This is a genomic window from Nitrososphaera viennensis EN76, assembly GCF_000698785.1.
GTDB classification, from domain to species: Archaea; Thermoproteota; Nitrososphaeria; order Nitrososphaerales; family Nitrososphaeraceae; genus Nitrososphaera; species Nitrososphaera viennensis.
Map to the genome: position 1 here is coordinate 1,131,907 of NZ_CP007536.1, position 23,049 is coordinate 1,154,955.

The window sequence follows — 23,049 nt, forward strand, 5'->3', positions numbered from 1 at the left end:
GCCTAGGCTTTGGCCCAGAAGCCCGGCCTTCTTTCGTATATCCTGCCCTCGCGGTTGAACTTGCTTATCTGCGACCTTGCCTCCTCGTCTGTGAACCTGCCCGTTTTCACAAGCTCTGCCACAAGGTTCTTATCCTCGACCTCGTTGTTGTCCGGGCCCGACAGGCCGTTGAACACCTCCATGAACAGCTTTTGCTTTGACACCTCGCTCTGCGGCTTGCCGTACAGGACGCCGACGTCCATCTTGCCCGTGTTGACGTCAACTCCTGCGGTCTTTAACATCTGGTCGACGAGGTAAATTGCCCTCTTGGCGTCGTCTGCGTCCACCCTGTCCTTGAGCAAGAGCCTTGCGCGAGCGGTGGCAAGCCTCACCAGACCTTCAAGCTGCCTCGGAGTGACCGTTATCATGCCCTCCGACTCGGCCTTTCTCATGTCCATGTAGTAGCTCCTGATGATGTCTATGGCTTCAGAGGTGAGCGCCGGCTCTATCCTCTTTGCGTACGTCAGGTACTTGGAAAACAGGTCGATGTCTATTGCAGGCTTGGCCGCGTGCGCAACGTCCTTGTGGATTTCAAGTATATGGCTTGCAATCAGGTTGTCCTTGTCCTTTTCCGGTATGTCCCGGACTATGAATATCAGGTCAAACCTGGTCAATAATGGCACCGGCAGGTTCACGTTTTCGGTGATGTTCTTGTACGGGTCGTACTTGCCGTACATCGGGTTTGCGGCCGAAAGTATCGACGTCCTTGCGTTCAATGTCGCGACGATGCCCCCCTTTGCGACCGAGCAGGTCTGCTGCTCCATCACCTCGTGGAGCGCCGAGCGGTCCTCCGGCTTTATCTTGTCAAATTCATCGATACAGACGAGGCCCTGGTCTCCCAGAACCACCGCGCCTGCTTCAAGCATCATTATCCCGGACTTGTCTCGGATGACTGCAGCGGTAAGGCCCGCGGCTGTAGAGCCCCTGCCAGATGTATACAGCCCTCTGGGCGCGATTTTTGCGGCAAATTTCAGCATCTCGGATTTCGCAGTCCCAGGGTCCCCGACAAGGAGTACGTTGATGTCGCCCCTGCGGGTAGAGCCGTCCTCCAGCTTTTTCGTGACAGAACCTACTATCAGGAGCAATATCGACTCTTTGATGACCTCCTGCCCGTAGATGTGGGGCGCAAACGAGGCGACCAGTTTTTCGTAGGCGTCCGGCTTGCTCCCGATAGCCCGTATCTGGCGCTCGTCCTCGGTGCTTATCGCAATCCTTTCAACCGTGCGGGTGTCCTTGCTTCCAGCCCTGCCTCCCAGGTACTCGATGTTGTTTCCTTCCATGCGCAGGCGGAAGAGGCTCGTCTTTGCCTGCGGCGCCAGCTGCTCCTGCTCTATGCGTATGATGCCTGTCAGCATTATCCTGTCGCCGGGCCTGCACTGGTCCACGAGGTCGCCCATCACGGTGACTTCGACGTAGTGCGGCAGCTGCCCTGCCGGCAAATCCTCTGGGAGCTCTTGCAGGCGCACCATCTGGAAATCTATGAATATGCTGTTTTCAGGGTCCATGTCAAGCTCTTTTTCGCCGCAGGCGATGCATTTTGAGGGCTTTTTCAGTACCAGGCCCTTTAGCGTCGCCTCAGTGACGGCGTTGCAGTTGGCGCACTTGTAGGCCACCTTTTTTGCAAGCGGCTTGACCTCCGACGAGCGCACCACCATGCCGGACACGCTCACCAGCTTGTCGATAAGGTCGGCGTTGATGTCCCGGAGCCCCTTCTGGACCGTATAGTTGCCTATCCTGACCTTTATCCTGTCGTGGATTTCCTGCTCGTAGTCGTGGTGTATCTCGCGCAGGATTGCAAGGGCGGCCTCGTTGAACGCCTCAAGCATCTCGTCCGGCTTGTGCGTCAACTGCTTTGCAAGGTCTGGGTTGTACGAGTCAAAGTCTATGTAATCGACGACAAGCGACTGGACGCCGGACGCCATCATGTTGTTGATGCGATCGAAATAGCGGTAGTTGCCTTCCCTGTCCTTGAACGCCTGCAGGAACTCTTTCAGGTTGTCCGCAAGAGCCGCGGACGTCGCCTGCTGTTGCTCAGCCAAACTTTTTCAGCACACCCCTCTTGAATTTCATCGACGCCTCGTGTATTGTGTGGTACAGCTCTTTTTCCTCCGCTGCAAGCCGGCCTTCCAGCTCTGCCGACAGCGGCGACGCCGCGGCTAGTTTTACGATCTTTTCAAGCCGCGACGCGACAAACGTGTTGAGCGACACCGCCAGGTTTTCGCGCTCGCGCTCCCTCAGCGTGTCGAGGTGGTCGTTTACCCGCACGTAAAAGTCGATGTCGATGCCCGACAGGTCGTGCGGCCTTGCGATGCGCTCGCGGTTTAGCGTCCTTGAAATGTAGCCGGCAGTGTCGTTTGACTGGATCTCGATTGCGCCCTGCTCTGAAAGGATCTTGGCGACCCAGCGCGGGAGCGAAGACATGTCTCCCTCCTTTGCGTCAACTGCCACCGCGCCCACTGCCATCTTGACGTCCCGCTTGTAGGAGATCCTGACTTCCTCGTTCATGTAGCCGACGTGGTAGGCGTCCTGTATAGCTTCAATCCTGCTGTCGGCGGGCGAATCGGCCATAGTCGGTAAATTGTACAAGCCCGTGTTCAGTTATATCTTTTGTTGGAACGATTTTAGCTGAGCTCTCAGCTAGCTCATATAAGCTCGGGTAAAACAAGCTTTTCCGCGGCAGCAATCTATTAATCCTTTGCAGGGGCTGAAAAGGGTTGCTTGTCGTCAGTAACAACAAAAAAGAGCGACCTTGCCAGCCTGATGTGGACGGAAAAGTACCGCCCGCAGAAACTGGAGGACGTTGTCGGCCAGAAGGACATCATCAAGGGCATTTCAAACCTCATCAAGGGCCGCGACCTGCCGCACATGCTGTTTTCCGGGCCTGCCGGCGTGGGCAAGACCACGGCTGCGCTCTGCATCGTAAAGGAACTTTTTGGCACAAGCTGGAGGGACAACGTGCTCCAGCTCAACGCGTCTGACGAGCGAGGCATAAAGATGGTGCGCGAAAAAGTCAAAGAGTTCACGAGGTGGGGCTCACCCACTGGCGAGCAGGAAACAAAAGAGCTCTTCAAGATAATAATCCTGGACGAGGCCGACGAGATGACATCGGAGGCGCAGACTGCCCTGCGCAGGATGATGGAAGACGGCGCAAGGACGACGCGCTTTATCATTATTTGTAATTATTTGTCGCAGATAATCGAGCCCATACAGAGCAGGTGCGTCGTTTTCAGGTTCACGCGCCTGCCAAAGGAAGTCGTGCTTGAGCACATGGAGGAAATCGCCAAAAAAGAGGGAGTCAAGTACGACGAAAAAGCTCTTGCCCACATCTACGACGCCACGGGCGGAGACATGCGCCACTCGATAAACATCATGCAGGCGGCCGCAGGGATGGGCGCCATAAATTCTGCCAACGTGACTTCTGCTATCGGGCTTTCCGGCAGGTCCAAGGTGGGCGAAGTGGTGAAGCTTGCCCTTGCCGGCAAGTTCAACGAGGCCCGCGCAAAGCTATTGGAACTGACGCAGGTGTACGGCATGTCCGAGGGCGACTTTATGAAGTACGCAAGCCAGGAGGCTTACGAGATGAAGCTGGAGAACCCCGGCCAGTTTGCAGAGATAATGGCGGAATACGATTACAGGCTTGCATCGGGCGCGCACCCCGAGATACAGATGGCCGCGCTCCTAGCGCAGCTGGGAAAACTGGGCGGCAGTAGTAGTAGTGGCAAGAAAGACTAGCTACTAGTACTCTTCCTCAAACTCTTCGCCAGACTCTTCTTCCTCCACTTCCTCAAAGTCTTCCTCGAGTTCCTCGCGCTCTTCTGCGCTCTTGTAGGGAAGGTCGGCCTCGCCGGGCGCGCCGCAGACCGGGCACTTGAACTCTATTGTCTGGCCCTCGAGGTCAAGAGGGAATTCCTTCTGGAATACCTCGTCGCATTTTGAGCACACCAGCGTAGTCTGTATGTTGTCTTGGCTGAATTTGTGTGCCTGCACCCGGAAAGAAGTGTTGGCCAATATTCGACTTGGTATTGGATAGCTGCTTTTTTATAAGCGTTCGTGTCCTCGGCTCTGGTATCTAATACGGGAAGGCAGGTCAGCACGGGCTTACCAGATAAGGTTGCAATGACGCACTTGGTAAGTTATTACTACTGCAATTAAATACTCCGCTCCCTAACATAAGGGCATGACGATAACAAGATCGGTCAAGAAAATAGTAAACAGCATTGCAACAATGGAAGGCGAGGGCTTTCTCGTCCACAGGTCGTTTCCCACGAACGCGCTGATGCAGTTTGACCCGTTCCTGCTCCTTGACGAGATGGGCCCAAAAGAGTACGGGCCGGGAGAGGCCAAGGGCGCGCCTGACCACCCCCACCGCGGGTTTGAGACTGTCACCTACATGCTTGAGGGGAGCTTTCAGCACAAGGACTCTAACGGCAGCGAAGGCCGGCTTGGGCCCGGCGACGTGCAGTGGATGACTGCCGGCGCTGGCGTGGTGCACTCGGAAATGCCGGCAAAAGAGTTTGCGGGCACCGGCGGGCGCCTGCACGGGTTCCAGCTGTGGGTAAACCTTCCAAAGCGCGACAAGATGGCCAAGCCCCGCTACCAGGACATCCCCGCGGCAAAGATACCCGTCGCAAGCGCGCAAGGCGCAAATGTGCGCGTGATAGCAGGAGAGGCGCTTGGCAAAAAGGCAGTCATTGACACGCGAACGCCCATAATGTACCTGCATTATACGCTCAAGCCGGGCGCAAGGATTGAGCAGCAGGTGCCACGCGAATACAACGCGTTTGCGTACGTGGTCGAAGGCGAGGGCGAGTTTGGAAAAGAAGGAGGAGAAGAGGGAAAGGAGGAGAAGAGGGCAAAGCGCGGCCAGATGGCAATATTTGAGCGCGACGGCGACAGCGTGTCGATAGCTGCCCCAAAGGACGCGGCGTCTGACCTGAGCGTGCTCTTGATAGGCGGAGTTCCGCTCAACGAGCCCGTTGCCCGGTACGGGCCGTTTGTCATGAACACGCAGGAGGAGATCTACCAGGCGATAGAGGACTATCGCGCAGGGAGGTTTGGCAGGATCGGCTTTTAGCCACAATCTTGCTGCTGATGACGATGATGATGGTGATTATTATTAGTGGCGGGGCGTTTGCGGGCGGGGCTAGTTCTTGCCGGCAAGGACCTGCTCGGCGTCCTCCTCTCCCTCCCGTATCAGTTTTCGGATGGTCGAGATTGAAAAGTCGGTGTCCTCGAATATGAACGGGACGTCTTCCTTGCGCTCTATTTTCACCACGTTTTCGATTATCGCCCCGCGCTCGCGGGCGACGCGCTGGTACCTCTTTTCTATCTTGGCAAACTCTTCCTTCTTCTTGGCGTCATCAAGGGGCGTGTTGCTGATGATAAACTCGTACATGTCGCGCAGGAGCCCCTGGTAGCGCTTGACCGCCTTGGACATCTTGATGTTGTGCTCGGTCTTGTCGGCATACATGATGTCCCTTGCCCTGTGCAGCGAGTCCACCATGCTCTCCGGCAGGCGGTCCTGGTACTTGGGGAACAGGTTGACGATGTAGACGCGCTTGTCGTTTCTTGGCGACTCGGCTATCACTTCGCGAAGGGGCGTGTTGCTCATCAGGCTGCCGTCCCACAGGTAGCGTCCGTCCACCTTTGTCCATGATATTCCGTAAAAGGGAAAGCCGGCGCAGGCAGTCAGGTGCTCTGCCGTCATGCTCTGGCGGTGGCTGTCAAACACCACCGAATCGCTCTTCTGTATGTCCGTCGCGGTGACTATCAGGCGGGGCAGGTTGCGGGGCGAGAGTTTTTCAAAGTCGATGTAGCGCTCAAGCGTGGATTTCAGAGGATCCAGGTCGTACAGGTGCGGCGAGTTTGGCACGAGTGGCCACGACGGCGCAAACATCCTTGCATTGCCGTACGTCGCGCTGAACATCCACGCGGCCACGCTGCGCGCCTTGTCTGAAAGCAGCATCACGGGAGTCACGTACTCGGCGATATGCAGCCAGAAATCCTCGAGATCCTTTGCAGGCTGGCCACTTTTAGAGCCGGCTATGATGCCGGCGTTGATGGCGCCAATCGACGTGCCGGCGACGATGTCGAATTTTATGCCGTGGCGCTCCAGCATCTTGTACACGCCGCACTCGTACGCGCCAAGCGAGCCCCCGCCCTGCATGACAAGGACCGTCTCAAACTGGATCTTGTGCAGTTCTTCGCTTTCCATGTGTGTGCGCTTTAATAATTCGCGTCCAACACTTTTAAGGGCTTGGAGCCTGGCCGGGCCTGGCTCAGTGGTCCCCGATGTCGATGTCCTTGTCGGCCCTGCTGCCGCCGCTGCTGCTGCCCGTAGCCGGCTTGTCTAGGTCTGCGCGCGACTTTCTTGCAGTCTCGATGGCCTTCTTGCGCCTTGGCTGCAGCCATAGCACGTATATCGAGCCTGCAAGGTAGACTGCAAGCAGCGCCACCTGCGCCACCACGGTCTCCAGCGTCGGGTGGATGCCAGTCATGGCTGCAAGGTTGATGTCAAGGCGAGGTATCGTCCCTATCATGTGCGTGGTCTCTATCAGGCCTATCTCCTGAAACTCCCGGATGGCGTTGCCCATGAACGCAATTGACATGTACGCGCCCACGCCCATCGTGAGCCCAAAGAGCACTCGCAGCGGGAGCTTTTTGCCCAGCTTGCGCACAAGGAAAGTCACGCCGATTATGATGCCAAGGCCAATAATCAGGCCGGCGGCCACGTAGAGCTCCATATATCTTGCGTACGACATCATGGCCTGGTAAAACAGCACGGTCTCAAAGCCCTCCCGGTACACGGTAAAGAAGGAGAGCATGACGAAAACCATGACGCTCCCGGTAGTCGTCGCCTTCCACACCTTGGCCTTGACAAACTCGATCCACTTTTTCGTCTCGACCTTGTTGAGTATCCAGAAGCTGACCCAGAACAGCACGGCCACCGCAGAGATGCCGGCCACGGCCTCTATGATGGAGGCGTTTGCACCCGAGATATCGATGAGAAACTGGGCGGCAAACCACGTGGCCGCGGTGCCGGCAAACGCAAGGACTATGCCATAATAGACGTGCTTTTTAAAGCGCTCGTTCCTCGACGCTTCAAGATAGGTGAGGATGGCGCCGATGATGAGCGCCGACTCTAATCCTTCGCGGAATATTATGGAAAACGACGTTGAAAACGCTATTGCGGGTGCAAGCGAGCCGGTGCCTGTCACCAGCCTTTCGGACTCGTCGAGTCCCCTCCTTATCTCCACCGCCTTTGCCGCGACCTGCTCGTACGGGGCGCCTGCCTGCATCAGGTTGCGCAGTTCTGCGAACTTGATCTCCATCTCCAGCGTAAAGTCTGGGTTTATCGGCCTGAGCGGGATCTCGATGTTTTCATAGCTGTCAAGGTACGCCGAGCGCGACGCCTGGATTGCGCCCTTTGCATCGCCGTCGCGGTATATCCTTAGCGCGTCGTCGAGCTTGACCCTTATCTGGTCAATGTTCTGGCGCACCTCCTCCTTGGCAGAGTCGGCCGCGTCGCCCCGCTCCTTTATCGGGCCTTCGTAGGCCCCAAAGCCCTGGCTCAGCTCGTCAATGCTGGCAAAAGAAGAGCCGGACCCTGCCGCAGCTTGCGCGGAATAGCCGGGGTCGCTCTTGAGCAGGCCTTCAGCGGCGTCAAGGTTGGCAAGGATGGCATTTATGTGGTCCTGTATGGCAGAAGGAGACTCGCGGTCCTGGATCTTTTCGCGCAGCTGCACCCTCATCTGCTGCTCGATGGTGGTCATGAGTTTCGCATCGTGCTTTTCAATGGGCGCCTCCAGGAACTCGTAATTGTCAAGGTATGCGGTGATGCCGTCCTGCTCGGCCTGGGCATAGTCGCCGGCCTGCACCCCGCTTACCACCTTTGCCAAGAGATCCCTGATGGTCGTAAAGTACTGGGCATAGCCGCCCGAGCCCTCGGCACCTTCAGACGACAGGTTCTCTGCAAGGTCACGCTCTATTGCGGCCTGGAGACGGGCCACCGAGTCGGCGCCGGCCTTTTGCGCCATTGCGGCCTTCATGTCTGAAAAGAACGACTCGATCTCTGCCTTTCTCTGCTCTTCCATCGAGCCGGATAATGTCGACTGGTATTTTGCGTAGGCCGTGTCTACGAGGCCGGCCGCGCTCTGGTAGTCTTGCTGCCTGTAAGACTGCACGGCGTCGCGCAAGAGAAACGCCGCCACCTGCGACACCGCGTCCTTGTCCGACGCCTTGCCCGTCTTTGCGCCAAGCGAGTCAAGCAGGGCGTATATCTGCGGCGATGCCTGCCCCTTTGCCTGCTCTGCAGAGAGCGTGCCGTCCTTTATCTGAAAGGCATAGTCGGTCAGCGCGGATTCCAGTTGCCCAGTAGAGCCGGCGTCAAGCGCGCCCAATTGCCCTTTGACTGACGGAAATATGGTCGTATGAGAGATAAATGCGTGTGAAAACGCGCTGTCCCTGTCGCCGGCCTGAAGCATGTTTTCTGCAAGCTGGACCTGTGTCCTGATGCGCTCCAGGTTTACAAGAACTACAATTGCGTCGGAATCGCTGGCCTGTGCAAAGGCAACAGCAGGCAGCATGGCGGCAACTATTAGAAGAACGAGTAATGCAGGGATAACGATGTTCCTGGTTTCCATTATTATCAACCACCAACTGTCACGCGCGTCAGCAACAACACAATTAGGCTTACCTAATTCGTGACTATATTTAAACCATCTTTGTGAGAAAGGGGAGAAAGAAAAAGAGAAGAGAAGATAGATAGTTGTGATGGCTTAACGTGAAGCCATCGCGATTCTTTCTTGCTCGTTCTTTTTCTTGACGGCGTGGCTGGCCATGTCGTTGTTTGAGGCCAGGATTATCTCCTTTGCCAGCGCTTCTTCAATCGTCTGCGGGTTGCCGTATGTGGATTCCCTCACGCCTTCTGCGATGAAGCGGAGCGCAAGGTCGACCCTGCGCAGCGGGGCGACGTCCACCGACACATGGTAGACTACACCACCGTACACGATGCGGGTCGTGTCCTCGTTTGGGGACGAGTTTTCAATAGCGCGAACGAGAAGTTCCACGGGGTTCTTGCCTGTTTCTAGGTGGATGATGTCAAAGGCCGTGCGTACCATGTTGAGGGCGCGCGCCTTCTTGCCTCCCATCCTGCCCGTGTTCTTGGCGTATTTCTTGCCGAAATGCATCATCTTGTTTGCGAGCCTCTCGACAATGTTGACGTCTGCCTTTTTCAGGCGCTGGCGCTCGTGCCTTCCAAAGGTGTTCGGGAGGACTGCCGGCTTTAACGAGATTGCCGTCTTTAGGCCGGGGTCGTTTATCTCGATCTCCTTGGTCTCCCACTTGTTGAAAAGCGTGATAGTTACCTGCTCTTTTCCGCTCATCTTCTCGGCTTCTCCTTTCTTCCGTATACGAGCTCTTTGAGCGAGACGCCGTTTACCTTGAACACCTGCCACCTGACACCAGGGATGTCGCCCATTGCGCCACCCATGGAGCCTCCGATGCCCTCGACCATGACCTCGTCGTGCTCGTCGACAAAGTTGAGAGCGCCGTCCCTCGGGAGGAAGGCGGTGACGGACTTGCCGTTCTTTATCAGCTGCACCCTGACGCACTTGCGCACGGCAGAGTTTGGCTGCTTCGACTCGATGCCTACTTTTTCCAGCACAATGCCTCTTGCCTGGGGCGCGCCCTCTAGAGGGTTTGCCTTCTTGTCAAGCATAAGCATACGTCTCTTGTAATACTTGTCTGCCCACCTGCCGCGGCTCTTCTTCGTCTTGAGCACGCCGCCGGCAAACAATCCTAGTGGAGATTTACCCATTATTCATATTCACCCTGTTTGCTATCTGCTGTTCCGGGCTTACGATCAGGACACTGGATATATGGAAGTATCGCTTTGCCAGGAGCCTTGCCTTCTCGGCATTCCTTCCTTCCCTGCCCACGACGGCGCCCTTTTTCTTGGCGTCGACCGTGACCACGGCCTGCTTGCTTCCGTCCATCCTCTCTGATATGCGCACGTCCGATACCATGTCGGCGTTGAGCATGTTGCGGATGAACTCGGCGGGGTCTTCCGAGAACTCGACGAGCTCGACCTTGCGGCCCACGACCTGCTGCAGCTGCTTTATGGTGGCGCCCCCTTTGCCGATAGCAAGGCCCATCTGGCCCTTGTTCACGACAAAAATGACGCGGTCCATCTTGTCGTCAACTATGCAGTCGCGCGCCGACGCGCTCGTCACGCTTCCAAAGAGCGATATCAAGCGCAGCTCGTCAGAGGTCAGCTTTATTTCCGTCATATTCAGTTTGCCCCTCTAGCGTAGAGCCTTCTTCTTCCTTCATCAGCAGACGACAAATACAATTTGAGCACTGTCCCGAAGTTCAATTTAAGTCTTGGCGCCTCGATAGAACAAAAGTGGTGGTGGTGGAAAAGAAAAGAGGGTCACTTGGCCTGTTCAGCCATCACGGCCTTGACCTCGGCGTCGGTCGCGCCCTTGATGGCAATCGCAGTTATGCGGAAGGGCTTGTTGCAAAGCTTGCCCAGCTGCACCGAATTGCCGTCAAACTCGTAGACGGCAACTCCGGCAGACTTGGCCTGCTCGTCAAGTTTTGCCCTGTCTCCTGCGTCAAGCGACTTTGAAACGATCACCAGTTTTGAGCTCTTGGCCGACTGGAGGACTTCCTTCACTCCGCTCTTGTACTTGCTGGCCGCTACCGCGTCCTTGATCACTTTTTCTATTGTCTTCATTCTTCTTCTTTACCTTCCTTGACCTTCATGTAGAGGTCAACCATTCCGGTGCCGACTGGTACCGTGGCACCTACTATAACGTTTTCTGTCACGCCCCGCAGGGTCTCCACCTGTCCTTCAAGCGAGGCCCTTGCTATGGTAGGGACCGTAATTTCAAACGCCGCCCTTGCGAGCACCGACGTCTTTGTACCTGCGATGCCGTGCCTGCCTATCTGCTGGAGGTAGCCCTTTGAAGTCATCAGGTCGGCCACCAGCATGATGTGGCGCACGTCGACCTCGAGGCCCTGCTCTTCAAGCGTGTTCGTGACCTCCTTTACAAGCGCCGTCCTTGCTGCCTCGATGCCAAGCGTCTGCCAGATCTCGTAGACGTTGTTGGTGGCAATCCTCGAAGTGTCCACGCCGTCGACCAGCACGACCTTGGCAAGGTTGGAGCCTGCTGTCTGGATGACCCACTCTTCGTCCTGCTTGACTATCGTGACGCGCTCGATGTCCGGCACGCCCTTGACGCGGGTGTTGAGCAGCTTGTTCTTTAGTGTCAGAAGTGTCTGTGCGTCAGGCTCGTCGGGCACCGTGACCTTGATTGAGCGCTTGCTTTCGCTCATCTTGACATCGTATTTCTTCTTGGTACCTTCAAGAACTGCATTGGCCTCTTCAAGCGTGCAGCCGCGCTCGGCAAGCTTGGCCTCTGAGAAGTAGAACGTGAGCACGCCGGAATAGTCTGTTTCCGATTTTTCGATGAGGTCGCCCACCTGCGTAAAGAGGATTTCACGAGCGACTTCAAGCGCCTTTTCGCGCGAGCCGCGGTGCGCCTCGTCGAGGTAGATGTCCATCGTGGGCGTCACCGGCTTTTTGCGTGCGTCGACGAGCTCGATGAGCCTTGGCAGGCCGAGCGTGACGTTGCGCTCCTTTACTCCTGCAAAGTGGAACGTCCTGAGGGTCATCTGGGTTCCCGGCTCGCCTATCGACTGCGCGGTGACGACGCCGATTGCTTCTCCCGGCTCGGCAAGCGCCCTGTCGACCAGGTCGAGCACCTTCTTCATGACCTTCTCGACGCCTTCCCTGCTTAGCTTGTTCTCAAGAAGCGCCTTTTCCAGGCTGGCGCGCATCCTCGGGTTGAGGCTGGAGCCCTGCTCTTCGATTATCTTCTTTATCGCTTCCTCGGTAGCCTTGCGGCCCTCGTCGACGATTGCTTCTGCCTCGATGAGCCTGGAGATGTTGACCGCCTCGCCGTGGTCGCTCTTGGCCGGGTCGATCCCGTCCTCGCCGTACAGGTACTGGACGATGTTTCCGTGCGGGTCCCTCACGGTCTGGTCGTACTCGATCTTCAGGTGCTCAAGCGCGTTGATGAGCCTCCTCTGCATGTAGCCGGACTGCTGGGTCCTGACTGCAGTGTCCACAAGGCCCTCGCGTCCGCCCATCGCGTGGAAAAAGAACTCCAGCGGGCTCAGGCCGTCGCGGTAGTTGGACTTTACGAATCCTCTTGCGTCCGGGCTGGTCTCGTTTGGAACATAATGCGGCAGCGCGCGGTTGCGGTAGCCCTTCTGGATGCGCTTGCCACGGATTGACTGCTGGCCAAGCGCTGCCGTCATCTGGCCGATGTTGAGCGTCGAGCCCCTTGCTCCTGTGGAGGCCATGATTATCCCAGAGTTGTTGTCAGGGAACGCCCTGTCTGCGGTCCTGCCTGCGCGGTCGCGGGCGCGGGACAGCTCGTTGACGACGTACAGTTCCAGCGCCTCTTCTGCGGACAGGCCCCTTGTCAGCGGGAGCGAGCCGTCGCGGTACTGCTGTATCAATTCATGGACTTTTTCGTAGGTCTTTTGGATGGTGTCGGCTATTTCCTGCCTCGTCTCCGGCGACAGCCAGAGGTCAGAGTAGCCGTACGTGAACCCGCGGTGCGTGATGTACGTCTTTAGCATTATCAGGATCGAGTCGAGGAACTTGCGCGCGACGTCGGTGCCATAGTCCTTTGCTATCCTGTGCAGGACTGAATCCGGCTCTTCTGCGCCAATCGACGCCTTGTCGATTACGCCGGAGATGAGCTGTCCGTTCTTTATGACGACGTCCCTGCCCTCGCCCTTGGCGGCCTTGTTCCACTTGCTGGTGATGACAAAGTTAAAGTCCTTTGGCAGGAACAGCGAGAACAGCTGGCGCCCGCTGTACAGTTTCTGCCCGTCCTTTGTCACCGCCGGCTCTGGGAGTGGTCCCTTGTAGCCTCCGACAAGCGCCAGGTTTGCAAACTCGTCGCGGGTGAGCACTGTTTCGTCGCGTGTCAGCATGAAGGCGCCGGTGATAAAGTCGCGGATGCCGCCGATGATCGGGCCGCCATAGCGCGGAGAGATGAGCTGGTCCTGTACGCGCATCAGCAATGTGGCTTCGGCGCGCGCTTCCTCGCTCTGGGGCACGTGGAGGTTCATCTCGTCCCCGTCAAAGTCGGCGTTGTAGGGCGGGCAGACTGCAGGGTGCAACCTGAACGTGCGGTACGGGAGCACCACCACCGAGTGCGCCATGATAGACATCCTGTGGAGCGACGGCTGCCTGTTGAAAATGACAATGTCGCCGTCTGACAGGTGGCGCTCTACGATGTAGCCTGGCGCCAGCGAGTCGGCGATTGTTTTTCTGTCGGTGACGTAGTCGAGCCTGATCTTGACGCCGTCCGGCCTGATGATATAGTTGGCGCCGGGGTAGGTGTTGGGGCCGTTTGTCACGAGCGCCTTGAGCTTTTCAAGGTTCCACTGCGACACGGTCTCTGGTATCGTCAGTTTCTTGGCGACGTCAGTCGGCACGCCCACGTTGGATATTGTCAGGTTCGGGTCCGGCGAAATGACAGTCCTGCTGGAGAAGTCGACGCGCTTGCCGGAAAGCGAGCCACGGAAGCGGCCCTCCTTTCCTTTCAGCCTCTGCGTCAGCGTCTTGAGCGGCCTGCCCGACCTGTGGTGGGCCTGCGGGATGCCAGACACCTCGTTGTCAAAGTACGTCGTGACATGGTACTGCAAAAGGTCGACCAGATCCTGCACGATGAGCGGCGGCGTGCCGGCCTCCTTGCTCTCCTTGAGGCGCTGGTTGACCCGTATGATGTCGACCAGCTTGTGCGTCAGGTCGTCCTCCGACCTGATGCCTGTTTCAAGGATGATGGACGGCCTGACAGTCACCGGCGGCACGGGGAGCACCTGCAGCACGAACCACTCGGGCCTTGCGGTTGTCGGGTCGTAGCCGAGCAACATCAAATCCTCGTCTGGCACGTGGCTCAGGCGCTCGCGGATGGTGATCGGGAGGAGCCTGTTCTCGCCTGCCTCGGTCCTTTCCACGAATATCGTCGGCTTTGTGAATATCAGGTCATACTGTTCTTTGCCGCAGTGCGGGCACGACTTGACCTTCTTGGCCTTTTCGATTATCTCGTCGCGGATGTTTTCAAGCGTGATTACCGCGTAGGGCGCCTTGCTCTCGCGGATTGCCTTGTAGTGCGCCAGTTCCTCCGGGTCGAGCTTTATCCTGTTGCACGACCTGCATGTCGTGAGCAACAGCTTGTGCACGTCGTCTACGAACGCGATGTGCAGCACCGGCTCGGCAAGCTCGATGTGCCCAAAGTGCCCGGGGCACTTGGCAGAGGTGTTGCCGCACGTGGCGCACTTTTGCCCCGGCTCTAGCGTCCCAAGCCTGTTGTCCATCAGGCCTCCCTGCACCGGCATCCCGTCTTCGTCGTACGTCTCTGGCGCCGTGACCTCTGCGACCGAGAACTTGCGCACCTCGGTCGGCGACCAGACGCTGAACTTGATTCCACCGAGAATCTTGGCTGATTCTTCCATCATTGTTATCTCCTCTCCCCCTTCTCTCCTTACACCTTCTCCTTGGCAAGGAGCCTGGGAGCGACGTTGAGGCTCATCATCTCCTGCAGGAGAAGCTTGAACGCATACGCGATTACGACAGACGAGATCTTGGCCTTTTCTCCGCACACGCGGCAGACGTATCTGCGCTGCTTGACGTCATAGTATGCGAGCAGGCCGCACCTTTCGCAGACGTTGACCTCCGCCTTGTCCGACTCTTCAAGCAAGCGGTCCTTGAGCATCATGGACGCGCCGTACGCGATGAGGCAGTCGCGCTCCATCTCTCCGAACCTGAGGCCTCCGCCACGCGCGCGGCCCTCTGTAGGCTGCTTGGTCAGCATCTGCACCTGTCCGCGGGCGCGGCTGTGTATCTTGTCTGCGACCATGTGGTGCAGTTTTTGATAATAGACGACTCCCACATAGACGTCTGCAGGGAAGCGCCTGCCGGTCCTGCCGTCGTACATCACTTCCTTGCCCGTGTACTTGAAGCCGTACTGCTCCATTGCGCCCTTGATGTCGTCCAGCTTCTCTCCAAGGAACGCCGAGCCGTCCGCTATCTTGCCGCGAAGCGACGCCGCCTTTCCGCCAAGCGACTCCATGAACATTCCGACGGTCATCCTCGACGGGAATGCGTGAGGGTTGATCATTACGTCGGGCACAAGGCCGTCCTCGGTGTACGGGACATCTTCCTGGTTGACCAGCATGCCGACCACACCTTTCTGGCCGTGCCTTGAGGCAAACTTGTCGCCGATTTCAGGGATGCGCATGTCGCGGACTCTGATCTTGTACATCTTGCCGCCCTCTACCGACTGGGTGATTATGACCGTGTCGACGACCCCGTTTTCAGACGGCCTGACGCCGACTGAAGTGTCGCGCCTGTACGGGCCCTTGACCTCGAATTCCTTGTATTCCTCCATGAACCTTGGCGGAGAAGTCCTTCCGATCAGAATGTCGCCACCGTTTACCACTGCCTCGTGCATGATTGCGCCGTCTGCCTCCAGCAGGCGGTACGCCTTTTCGCCCCGGTAGCCCCGGATGTTGGCGTCGGCCTGCGGGAGCTCAAACGTATCCTTCATGCCGCCAGGATACTGCTTTGCTTCTGCTTCGTAGATCCTGTAAAAGAACGTCCTGCCAAGCCCGCGGTCGACTGAGGACTTGTTGAACACGACTGCGTCCTCGATGTTATAGCCTTCAAACGGCAGCACCGCGACGACGCAGTTCTGGCCTGTCGGGCGGTCCTCAAGTCCAAGCAGGTTTATCGCCTTCGTGGAAACAACAGGTATCTGCGGGTACAGCATAAAGTGCTGGCGCACGTACGTGCTTGCGTTCATCAGCGGAGTAGAGAACCCAAGCGACTGCTTGGCCATCGCGCTCTCGTACGTGTTTCTCGGCGACTGGTTGTGCTCGGGGTACGGGATTATGGAAGCGCCGACTCCAAGGATTGCAGAGGGGAATATCTCAAGGTGCGTGTGCTTGCCAGCCTCCACCTTCTTTGGCTCCATCGCCACGTACGAGTTTTCCTCCTCGTTGGCGTCGACGAGCTCGATGACTCCCATGTAAAGCAGGTCCATCCACGACAGGAACTTCTTGGACACCTTTTCGATTATCTCCATCGTGACAAGCGGCTTGCCGTCCTTTAGCACGACGAGCGGGCGCATGACCCTGCCGGCGTTGCAGCTGATGTAAAGGCGCTTTGTCGCGTTCTCGTTCTGCGAGCTGTAGAGGTAGATGCCGACGTGCGGGTGGACCTTGCCCGACCGCCTCATGCCCCTGAGGGTCTCTGCAAGGCCGTCGCCCTTTTCCACGTAGCCGATGAGCCTGCCGTCGACGAAAACCCTCGTCCCGGCGGCGCGTAGTTTCTCGCTTGCCTCGTCCACGTTCTGGACTCCAAGCTCGTAGAGCTTTTCCGTGACTTCGGCGGAAAGCACGTTTACAGAGATGATTGCAGAAAGCGCGAGGTTCTTGACCAGCCCGCAGTTGGAGCCTTCAGGGGTCTCTGCGGGGCAGATCCTGCCAAAGTGCGTCGCGTGCAGGTCGCGTGCCTCAAAGTTCGGCTGGCTCCTCGACAGCGGCGACTGTATCCTGCGCAGGTGGCTGATGGTGGACATGTAGTTTGTCCTGTCAAGCAGCTGCGTCACCCCGACGCGGCCGCGGCCCCAGTTGCCCGTTGCGATGGCGTTGTTCAGCTTGTCAGAGACGATGCCCGGCCTTACGGCGGCTGCGACTGCGTTTATGCCGCGCTTTTGCCCGGAGCGCTCCAGCTGGTATTTCATGTCGCGGATGAGGTTGCGGAACGCTGTCCTGAACAGGTCTGCAAGCATCTGGCCTGCGAACTTTATCACCTTGTTGCCATAGTGGTCCTTGTCGTCGGCCTCTATCCAGCCAAGTTTCAATTCGATTAGTTTGCTTGCGGCCTCGCCGAGGAACAGCGCCTTTTCGTGCCTGTTCTCGGGGTTCTTGCCGATGTGCGGGAGGAGCCCCCAGTCAAGCAGGGTCTCGGCGCGCTTTATCTGGAACTCTTCAAGCATGCCTGGCGCAATCCTCTTTGAAATGTAGACGATTGCGTCGCGGCTTGACGCCACGTCGCCGGCCTTTTCAAACGAAGGTTCTAGCTCGTCCTGTATCAGCTCGCTGAGCGAGACAGAGTCGGCAATGTCCTTGTCTGCCTCCAAACCAAGTGCGCGGATGAGCGTGATGAGCGGTATGTCTACTGGCGAGCCCGGTATCTTGGTCACGATCGAGCCGTCTGGGCGCATGATGAGCTCCAGTTTTGCCCTGTATCCGACTATGGATGAGTAGACCTTGGCCTTGTACAGGAGCGTGCCTGTCGTTTCCTCGGTGTCGACAATTATCTTGTTGTACGACAGGTCTTCAAGTCCCACGATGACGCGCTCTGAGCCATTGATGACAAAGTATCCGCCGGGGTCACGGGGGTCCTCGCCGTACTCGACCAGCTTGACCTCCGGCAGGTTGTGCAGGATGCACGTGTTGGACTTGACCATCACCGGCATGTCGCCGATGTGGATGAAGCGCGATTCGAGTATCTTGCCGTCCTCGACGACGGAGCACTCTAGCATTATCGGAGAAGCGTACGTCAGGTTGCGCAGGCGCGCCTCCATAGGCGCGACGTGCGTGATAGAGCCATCAAGCTCCATTATCCTTGGCTGCTGCAACTTGACTTTGCCAAGTTTTATCTTGTACGGGTATTCGGCGGTCTCGATTTCAATCTCGCCCACCTCGTCGATAATGCTCTGAAGCCCGCGCTCCATAAACTCGTTATAAGAATTCAGGTGCTGTCGCGCGACCCCTTCCCTTCTCAAAATGTCATTGATAATCGGCCACATCTCGATAGAATTCTCTATCATATGAAGTACTCACCCTTCCACCACGTAGCGGTAATATACACTTTCACCCGCAGTTGGGCTCTTTCTCGTGATCTTGATGATGTCGCCAGGCCTCACGTCCAGGTCCTCGATGGCCTTGTCGCCCATCAGGATGTACGGGAGCTGGCCTGGCTTGGCGTTGTATTTTTTCAGCACTTCTTCAGCCTCCGCTTTGGGCAGGATCTCGTGCTTTGGCTGGTACACGTGGTTTGTTATCTTGACTACTTTCTTTTCAGACAATGGATGCCACTACCTCCACAGGCGACGCTGACAGCGACAACAATAGCTTGTGCTCAAGAGAAAACATCAAAGTCAAACTGATGAATAAAAAAATAGTATATTTAAGCATTGTGAATATTTGATCCAAAAGCCGATTTTATTTGGAAAATTGAGAGATGCTTTTTCGGAGGGTTGTCCGAAATGAGTACAGACATTAGAGTTCCTGCACAAAAAGGATAAATAGTAACGGAAATATAGCGTGTTAGGTGTGCATGAGGGATAATGGAGTATAAAGCGTACGCACTAATGGCAATATTGCTGGCATCTGTTGCGGCTGTCGGCACATTTGGCACTGCATATGCACAAACTAGCAGTGGCCTTACCGTAGCGACAGACAAGACAGACTACAGCACAGGCGACACCGTCAAAATCTCCGGAAACGTCGGTGTAACCCCGACAGGCCAACCACTCATTCTCCAAGTATTCAATCCAAACGGCGCAGCATACAGGTTCGACCAAGTCCCCGTGGCTGCTGATGGATCGTATACTTATGATTTGAAGGTCGGTGGCAATCTGGGCATAACCGGCGACTACAGGACAGTGGTCAGCTACAATGGCGTCTCAAAGGAGACAACATTCAGCTTCACAAGCACAACAGGCGAATGGAGAGTAGCCAAGCTAACAATCGACGGCCAGACATACGACATCAACTACCAGATCACTGGTGGTTCACTCAGGAGCCTAACTGGCGACCCAGCGACGACAACAATCACCGCAATGATCACGGCTACTGCAGACGGTGAGCTGAAGATCCAGCTTCCAAGGAACATCGCAGACTCGAAGAACGACAACGGCACCGACAGCGAATACGTGATCTTTGTCGATGACGTCGAGGACTTTGCTGAAGACGACATGGGCAGTGCCACGAGGACTCTGACCATCCCGTTCGCGGCGCAGTCTGAGCAGATTGACATCGTTGGCACCTTCCTGGTCCCAGAGTTCGGTGCAATCGCTGCAATCGTCTTGGCAGTCGCAATCGTCGGCATAATCGTCGCCACGACAAGGTACAGCAAGTTCAGCTTCTTGCCAAAGATGTAAGGCAGGCTGGACGAGCCTCTCTTTTTCCTTTTTCATTTTTTTATTGACAGAAACTACCGCAAGGTATTGTTTGTCATGTTATTTGTTGAAAACTTGGATGATTGATGGGGCCTTCGGAGGGATTTGAACCCTCCTCAAGCGGTGTCTGCCGAAACAATTTCAGAACAGTCCACAGCCGCCTATACTCACCAGGCTATACTACGAAGGCCGCCAGTGCAATTTGCGGGAAGCACATTATATAATCGTTCGAATCCCGCGCTAAACAGACGAATCAGAAAATGTATGCCGATTTAGCGTGAATAGCCGATTAGAGAATTTTCAGGTAACACATCAACAGACAAGAAATAGTCTCAACACGGCTGAGAGATATGAAATTTTATCAGGCGTGTTTATTTAGATAGTTACAGAAAGGATGCCAACTCTCTTCTTGTTTCCGATAAATTGGTTTTCATAACATGCATCCGTAAATTATTGGACAAAGTATATCAGTCCACGAAAAAAGTCAGGGAAACGTTAGCGGGAGGAGCTGCGGCTGCTTTTGCGATTGCCGCAGCCCTGATGCTGGGCGTGTCTGCAACAAACTCTGTTGCGCAGCAATCTGCAATGTCTACAAATGCAACTTCTTCAACGCCGGTGGATGGATACAACGCTCCGCAGGGACATCTTGCCGCAATAAGGCACATCTTTGATGACCCGTCTCTCAGGGTGCACCATTACTGCAAGCCAAATGACAAGATAGTGGCGGTCTGCCAGCTCTACGATACCAATTCTGCCAATGCCACTTTGATAGGAATAGAGTACGTCATAACGCAGGACCAGTACAATTCGCTTCCAGACAGGGAAAAGCCGTACTGGCACGCCCACAGGGTGGAATTTGCGCCAGACAGGGCCGACGTCCAGATGCCGGACTTGACTCCAGAGCAAGCAAAGGCCGTGATGTCACAGCTGGCTCCCACATGGGGCAAGGTGGTTATCACTTGGAACCCGAACGATGAATTGCCGTCCTTTCCGCCACAGGTAGAGCTTGTCGACCACCCGTTCATGCTCAATGCCACCATAACAAGCAGCAACAGCACACAATAGTCAGGTTCGCCATCTCCCACTTCTTTTTTTTGATTTCACAAGGCGTACAGATCTTGGTAAATTTTGACGAGCTTTTGCAGATCAGCTTATTATCGTCGTACAGAATCATTACCTGGAGGGCAAGAGCCCTATCCTGACTGTTTCAAGGTCAAGGTCTTTTTCCAGCTTGTCGGCAAGCGCGTTCAAGCCAAGCGAGTCGCCTGCAAGGTGGCCAAGGACTACAAGGTTTCCTTGCAGTTTTTCCTCGCGCATTTTCACCAGGTCGCCATAGTCGACGTGCAGATAGATGACAGTGTCGACGCCGTGCTGGAAATACGCCTTGGCAATGGAATATCCGCCGTTGGTGCCTGCCGCTATCACGAGCGCCCAGTGGCCAGCCTTGTTTTTTTCGCTTCCGTGCCTTACCTGCACTTTGGTTGCAGCGTGGCGGAATTCCGGTATCCTTCCTACAGACTCTACAATGTCAGAGACGTATTCCGTCCTGCCCGACTCTATCTTGGCCAAAATGGCCTGCCTCATGTACTCGTCGCAGGGCTGGTGTATGTTGACAAGCGGCATGTTCATCGCCCTTGCCGCGCCCACCACGTCGTCGTAAATGTCTGCGTGCGTCCTTGTCTCGACCCGCTCTTTCAGTTTCGCTGTCGCTTCCTTGGCGACCTTTTTTGGCACGCCGTGCTCGACCATGTAGTCGGTGTGCCTGTCAAAGACCTTGTAAAAGTTGATTGCGGCTATCCCAATCGGGTGGTGCGCAATGACGGCGTCGCACCCGAGGCTCTTTGCAAGCAAGAGCTCTGCAGTCCCGACGTCGACTGCCACCATCACTTTCTTGATGTTCCTGCCCTTGACGTGCACCATGCTGTCGGCAGGCATTTTTTTCCACCCTGCAAGTTCCAGCCCAGCCTTCATTATTCGCTCCGTGTCAACACCAGACATATAGCCAGCCTGTGACGCGGTGCAAAATTTAAATCTGATCCGGCCATTTCAACTGCTGTAGAGAGAGATGAGCTGCTCCGACGAGTATTTCTCGCACTCAACAGGCGAAGATGATGACCTGATACAGATAACGCCCGCGGTCAAGGAGAAGCTCAGAAAGGCCAAGTACGGCGTCTACAACCACTCGGCGGTGGAGCTGTGCCACTGGACGAAAAAGTCGTTTGCAAACGAGGGCACCTGCTACAAGCACAAGTTCTACGGCATATCGACGCACCAGTGCATGGAGATGACCCCGACTGCCATGAACTGCGAAAACAGGTGCGTGTACTGCTGGCGGCCGGCGGAATTCTATGACACGCTTGAAATGCCGGAGCAGATGGTAGACGAGCCCGAAGTCATCGTCCAGAACCTGATGGCCGAGCGCAAGAAGCTGATAAACGGGTTTTACGGCAGGTCCAAGAACGACAAGGCCAAGCTTGATGAATCATTGCTGCCGGCGCACTATGCCATCTCTCTTTCCGGCGAGCCGACAATGTATCCAAAACTGCCGCAGCTGATAAAATACCTGAAGACGCTAAAGGCCACGAAATCAATATTCCTTGTCACAAACGGCCAGGAGCCGGACATGCTGCGCAGGCTTGAAAGCGAGGACGCGCTCCCGACGCAGATCTACCTTTCGACAAACGCGTCGAACAAGAAAATGTTTTTGCAGGTAAACCGACCGCGCCACAGGGACGCGTGGGAACGCTGGCAGGACAGCCTGCGCTTTCTGTCCACCGTCGACACAAGGACGGTCCTGCGCATGACGATGATCCGCGGCTACAACGACGGCGCAGACGACATCGAGGATTTTGCAAGGGTGATGTCCGAAGGAGACCCACACTTTATCGAGATCAAGTCGTACATGCACGTCGGCATGTCCACCCAGCGCCTGAAGAGGGACAACATGCTTGGCATGGATGAGGTGCGCGCCTACGCAGGCAGGCTGTGCGAGAAAATGCCGGCGTTTTCAGTGATGGACGAAAGCGAGGTTTCCAGGATTGTCGTACTGCAGAACAAGAGCCGTTACGTCGACCGCTGGATCAAGTCGTATCTTTAGCGTGGTATAACGCTCTGTCGCCTGAGAACATGAAGATAGTTACGTCGACCGCTGGATCAAGTCGTATCTTTAGCGAGCCACCACGCGGCAAACTTGTCAAGCGCCATTTTCCTGTGCGAATAGTCGTTCTTGCTGCTTGCCAGCTCGGCAAAGGTTGTTGCGCCCGCTCCTTCCGGCACGAATATGGGGTCATAGCCCCAGCCACCCTGTGCGATTTTTTCAGAGATCCGGCCTTGGACTTTGCCTTCAAACAGATGAATGTCGTTGCCGCCGTCAAAAAAGGCGACGAGCGAGCGAAACGACGCAGAGCGATCTTTTTTGCCTTCAAGCAGTTTCAGTATGCCGGCGTTTCCTATGGTCTTGAAAACGTACGACGAGTACTGGCCCGGAAAGCCTGCAAGCGCGTCGACGTAGAGCCCGTCGTCTTCCACTATCACCGGCTTTTTGACCTTGGCGTACGCGCTCCTTGCCTTTTCCTTGGCGATTTCTTCAAGCGAGTCTGACTGGATTTCCACAAGCTCCAGCCGGGCAAAACCTGCCCGTATCCCCTTTGCGGCAAGTATCGACTCGACTTCGTGGAACTTGTTCTGGTTGGTGCTTGCAAATGTTATTGTTGTTGCCTGCAACTGCAGGGGT

19 protein-coding genes and 1 tRNA gene are annotated in these 23,049 nt (G+C 56.1%); 5 read left to right on the plus strand and 15 right to left on the minus strand.

Translation table 11 applies throughout. The features are described 5' to 3' along the window. Positions 1-2: 2 nt before the first annotated feature. Both NVIE_RS06480 and NVIE_RS06485 read right to left on the minus strand, forming a co-directional pair. Complete coding sequence (locus NVIE_RS06480; protein ID WP_075054551.1) at positions 3-2,078, minus strand: minichromosome maintenance protein MCM; 2,076 nt, start codon at positions 2,076-2,078, stop codon at positions 3-5. After that, positions 2,071-2,607 (minus strand): DNA replication complex GINS family protein, encoded by a 537-nt coding sequence (locus NVIE_RS06485; RefSeq protein ID WP_075054552.1) that lies wholly within the window; start codon positions 2,605-2,607, stop codon positions 2,071-2,073. The genes NVIE_RS06480 and NVIE_RS06485 overlap by 8 nt, the downstream gene beginning before the upstream one ends. 150 nt (positions 2,608-2,757) lie before the next feature. Here NVIE_RS06485 and NVIE_RS06490 point away from each other — a divergent pair, with 150 nt between their 5' ends. Continuing rightward, entirely contained in the window at positions 2,758-3,771 is a 1,014-nt protein-coding gene (locus NVIE_RS06490; protein WP_227717510.1) for a replication factor C small subunit, read from the plus strand. A gap of 3 nt (positions 3,772-3,774) precedes the next feature. Here the strand turns inward: NVIE_RS06490 and NVIE_RS06495 are convergent, their stop codons facing one another. Then, complete coding sequence (locus tag NVIE_RS06495; RefSeq protein WP_075054553.1) at positions 3,775-4,047, minus strand: hypothetical protein; 273 nt, start codon at positions 4,045-4,047, stop codon at positions 3,775-3,777. A 169-nt stretch (positions 4,048-4,216) separates the two neighbouring features. Between NVIE_RS06495 and NVIE_RS06500 the strand changes: the two genes are divergently transcribed. Next, a complete protein-coding gene (locus tag NVIE_RS06500; RefSeq protein WP_075054554.1) occupies positions 4,217-5,113 on the plus strand; it encodes a pirin family protein in 897 nt (298 codons plus the stop codon). A 69-nt stretch (positions 5,114-5,182) separates the two neighbouring features. Here the strand turns inward: NVIE_RS06500 and NVIE_RS06505 are convergent, their stop codons facing one another. The 9 genes from NVIE_RS06505 to NVIE_RS06545 all read right to left on the minus strand — a co-directional run bounded on the left by NVIE_RS06505 (position 5,183) and on the right by NVIE_RS06545 (position 18,221). Beyond that, positions 5,183-6,253: a patatin-like phospholipase family protein gene (locus NVIE_RS06505; RefSeq protein ID WP_075054555.1), complete on the minus strand. Its 1,071-nt coding sequence runs from the start codon at positions 6,251-6,253 to the stop codon at positions 5,183-5,185. A gap of 64 nt (positions 6,254-6,317) precedes the next feature. Beyond that, positions 6,318-8,681 (minus strand): FTR1 family iron permease, encoded by a 2,364-nt coding sequence (locus NVIE_RS06510; RefSeq protein WP_144239546.1) that lies wholly within the window; start codon positions 8,679-8,681, stop codon positions 6,318-6,320. Positions 8,682-8,816: 135 nt separating this feature from the next. Beyond that, a complete protein-coding gene (locus NVIE_RS06515; protein ID WP_075054557.1) occupies positions 8,817-9,422 on the minus strand; it encodes a 30S ribosomal protein S7 in 606 nt (201 codons plus the stop codon). Beyond that, positions 9,419-9,856, minus strand: coding sequence for a 30S ribosomal protein S12 (locus NVIE_RS06520; protein ID WP_075054558.1), 438 nt, complete (start codon positions 9,854-9,856; stop codon positions 9,419-9,421). The genes NVIE_RS06515 and NVIE_RS06520 overlap by 4 nt, the downstream gene beginning before the upstream one ends. Beyond that, a complete protein-coding gene (locus NVIE_RS06525) occupies positions 9,849-10,328 on the minus strand; it encodes a NusA-like transcription termination signal-binding factor (protein WP_075054559.1) in 480 nt (159 codons plus the stop codon). Before NVIE_RS06525 ends, NVIE_RS06520 begins: the two co-directional genes overlap by 8 nt. A gap of 143 nt (positions 10,329-10,471) precedes the next feature. Continuing rightward, positions 10,472-10,777, minus strand: a complete 306-nt coding sequence (locus NVIE_RS06530; RefSeq protein ID WP_075054560.1) for a ribosomal L7Ae/L30e/S12e/Gadd45 family protein — start codon at positions 10,775-10,777, stop codon at positions 10,472-10,474. Next, complete coding sequence (locus NVIE_RS06535) at positions 10,774-14,583, minus strand: DNA-directed RNA polymerase subunit A' (protein WP_075054561.1); 3,810 nt, start codon at positions 14,581-14,583, stop codon at positions 10,774-10,776. Before NVIE_RS06535 ends, NVIE_RS06530 begins: the two co-directional genes overlap by 4 nt. A 26-nt stretch (positions 14,584-14,609) precedes the next feature. Continuing rightward, complete coding sequence (locus tag NVIE_RS06540; protein WP_075054562.1) at positions 14,610-17,963, minus strand: DNA-directed RNA polymerase subunit B; 3,354 nt, start codon at positions 17,961-17,963, stop codon at positions 14,610-14,612. Positions 17,964-17,972: 9 nt separating this feature from the next. Next, a complete protein-coding gene (locus NVIE_RS06545) occupies positions 17,973-18,221 on the minus strand; it encodes a DNA-directed RNA polymerase subunit H (protein WP_075054563.1) in 249 nt (82 codons plus the stop codon). A 261-nt stretch (positions 18,222-18,482) separates the two neighbouring features. On the opposite strand from NVIE_RS06545, the gene NVIE_RS06550 reads away from it, so the two are divergent. Continuing rightward, positions 18,483-19,298, plus strand: coding sequence for a PEFG-CTERM sorting domain-containing protein (locus NVIE_RS06550; protein ID WP_075054564.1), 816 nt, complete (start codon positions 18,483-18,485; stop codon positions 19,296-19,298). A 105-nt stretch (positions 19,299-19,403) separates the two neighbouring features. Here NVIE_RS06550 and NVIE_RS06555 read toward each other — a convergent pair. Next, a tRNA-His gene (locus tag NVIE_RS06555) sits at positions 19,404-19,506 on the minus strand. 263 nt (positions 19,507-19,769) lie between these two features. Between NVIE_RS06555 and NVIE_RS06560 the strand changes: the two genes are divergently transcribed. After that, the gene (locus NVIE_RS06560; RefSeq protein WP_075054565.1) at positions 19,770-20,381 is read left to right on the plus strand and encodes a DUF1264 domain-containing protein; all 612 of its coding nucleotides are present in this window, start codon (positions 19,770-19,772) and stop codon (positions 20,379-20,381) included. A gap of 108 nt (positions 20,382-20,489) precedes the next feature. Here the strand turns inward: NVIE_RS06560 and NVIE_RS06565 are convergent, their stop codons facing one another. Next, the gene (locus NVIE_RS06565; RefSeq protein WP_227717511.1) at positions 20,490-21,287 is read right to left on the minus strand and encodes a Nif3-like dinuclear metal center hexameric protein; all 798 of its coding nucleotides are present in this window, start codon (positions 21,285-21,287) and stop codon (positions 20,490-20,492) included. A 94-nt stretch (positions 21,288-21,381) separates the two neighbouring features. On the opposite strand from NVIE_RS06565, the gene twy1 reads away from it, so the two are divergent. Further along, positions 21,382-22,413 (plus strand): 4-demethylwyosine synthase TYW1, encoded by a 1,032-nt coding sequence (gene twy1, locus NVIE_RS06570; RefSeq protein ID WP_075054567.1) that lies wholly within the window; start codon positions 21,382-21,384, stop codon positions 22,411-22,413. Between the two features lie 56 nt (positions 22,414-22,469). Here the strand turns inward: twy1 and NVIE_RS06575 are convergent, their stop codons facing one another. After that, entirely contained in the window at positions 22,470-23,039 is a 570-nt protein-coding gene (locus NVIE_RS06575) for an XTP/dITP diphosphatase (protein WP_075054568.1), read from the minus strand. Between the last annotated feature and the right edge of the window lie 10 nt (positions 23,040-23,049).

Coding starts and splice junctions, on each gene's coding strand:
- NVIE_RS06485 (WP_075054552.1), bottom strand. CDS start 2,607: ATGGCCGATTCGCCCGCCGACAGCAGGATTGAAGCTATACAGGACGCC.
- NVIE_RS06500 (WP_075054554.1), top strand. CDS start 4,217: ATGACGATAACAAGATCGGTCAAGAAAATAGTAAACAGCATTGCAACA.
- NVIE_RS06505 (WP_075054555.1), bottom strand. CDS start 6,253: ATGGAAAGCGAAGAACTGCACAAGATCCAGTTTGAGACGGTCCTTGTC.
- NVIE_RS06510 (WP_144239546.1), bottom strand. CDS start 8,681: ATGGAAACCAGGAACATCGTTATCCCTGCATTACTCGTTCTTCTAATA.
- NVIE_RS06515 (WP_075054557.1), bottom strand. CDS start 9,422: ATGAGCGGAAAAGAGCAGGTAACTATCACGCTTTTCAACAAGTGGGAG.
- NVIE_RS06520 (WP_075054558.1), bottom strand. CDS start 9,856: ATGGGTAAATCTCCACTAGGATTGTTTGCCGGCGGCGTGCTCAAGACG.
- NVIE_RS06525 (WP_075054559.1), bottom strand. CDS start 10,328: ATGACGGAAATAAAGCTGACCTCTGACGAGCTGCGCTTGATATCGCTC.
- NVIE_RS06530 (WP_075054560.1), bottom strand. CDS start 10,777: ATGAAGACAATAGAAAAAGTGATCAAGGACGCGGTAGCGGCCAGCAAG.
- NVIE_RS06535 (WP_075054561.1), bottom strand. CDS start 14,583: ATGATGGAAGAATCAGCCAAGATTCTCGGTGGAATCAAGTTCAGCGTC.
- NVIE_RS06540 (WP_075054562.1), bottom strand. CDS start 17,963: ATGATAGAGAATTCTATCGAGATGTGGCCGATTATCAATGACATTTTG.
- NVIE_RS06550 (WP_075054564.1), top strand. CDS start 18,483: ATGGAGTATAAAGCGTACGCACTAATGGCAATATTGCTGGCATCTGTT.
- NVIE_RS06565 (WP_227717511.1), bottom strand. CDS start 21,287: ATGAAGGCTGGGCTGGAACTTGCAGGGTGGAAAAAAATGCCTGCCGAC.
- twy1 (WP_075054567.1), top strand. CDS start 21,382: ATGAGCTGCTCCGACGAGTATTTCTCGCACTCAACAGGCGAAGATGAT.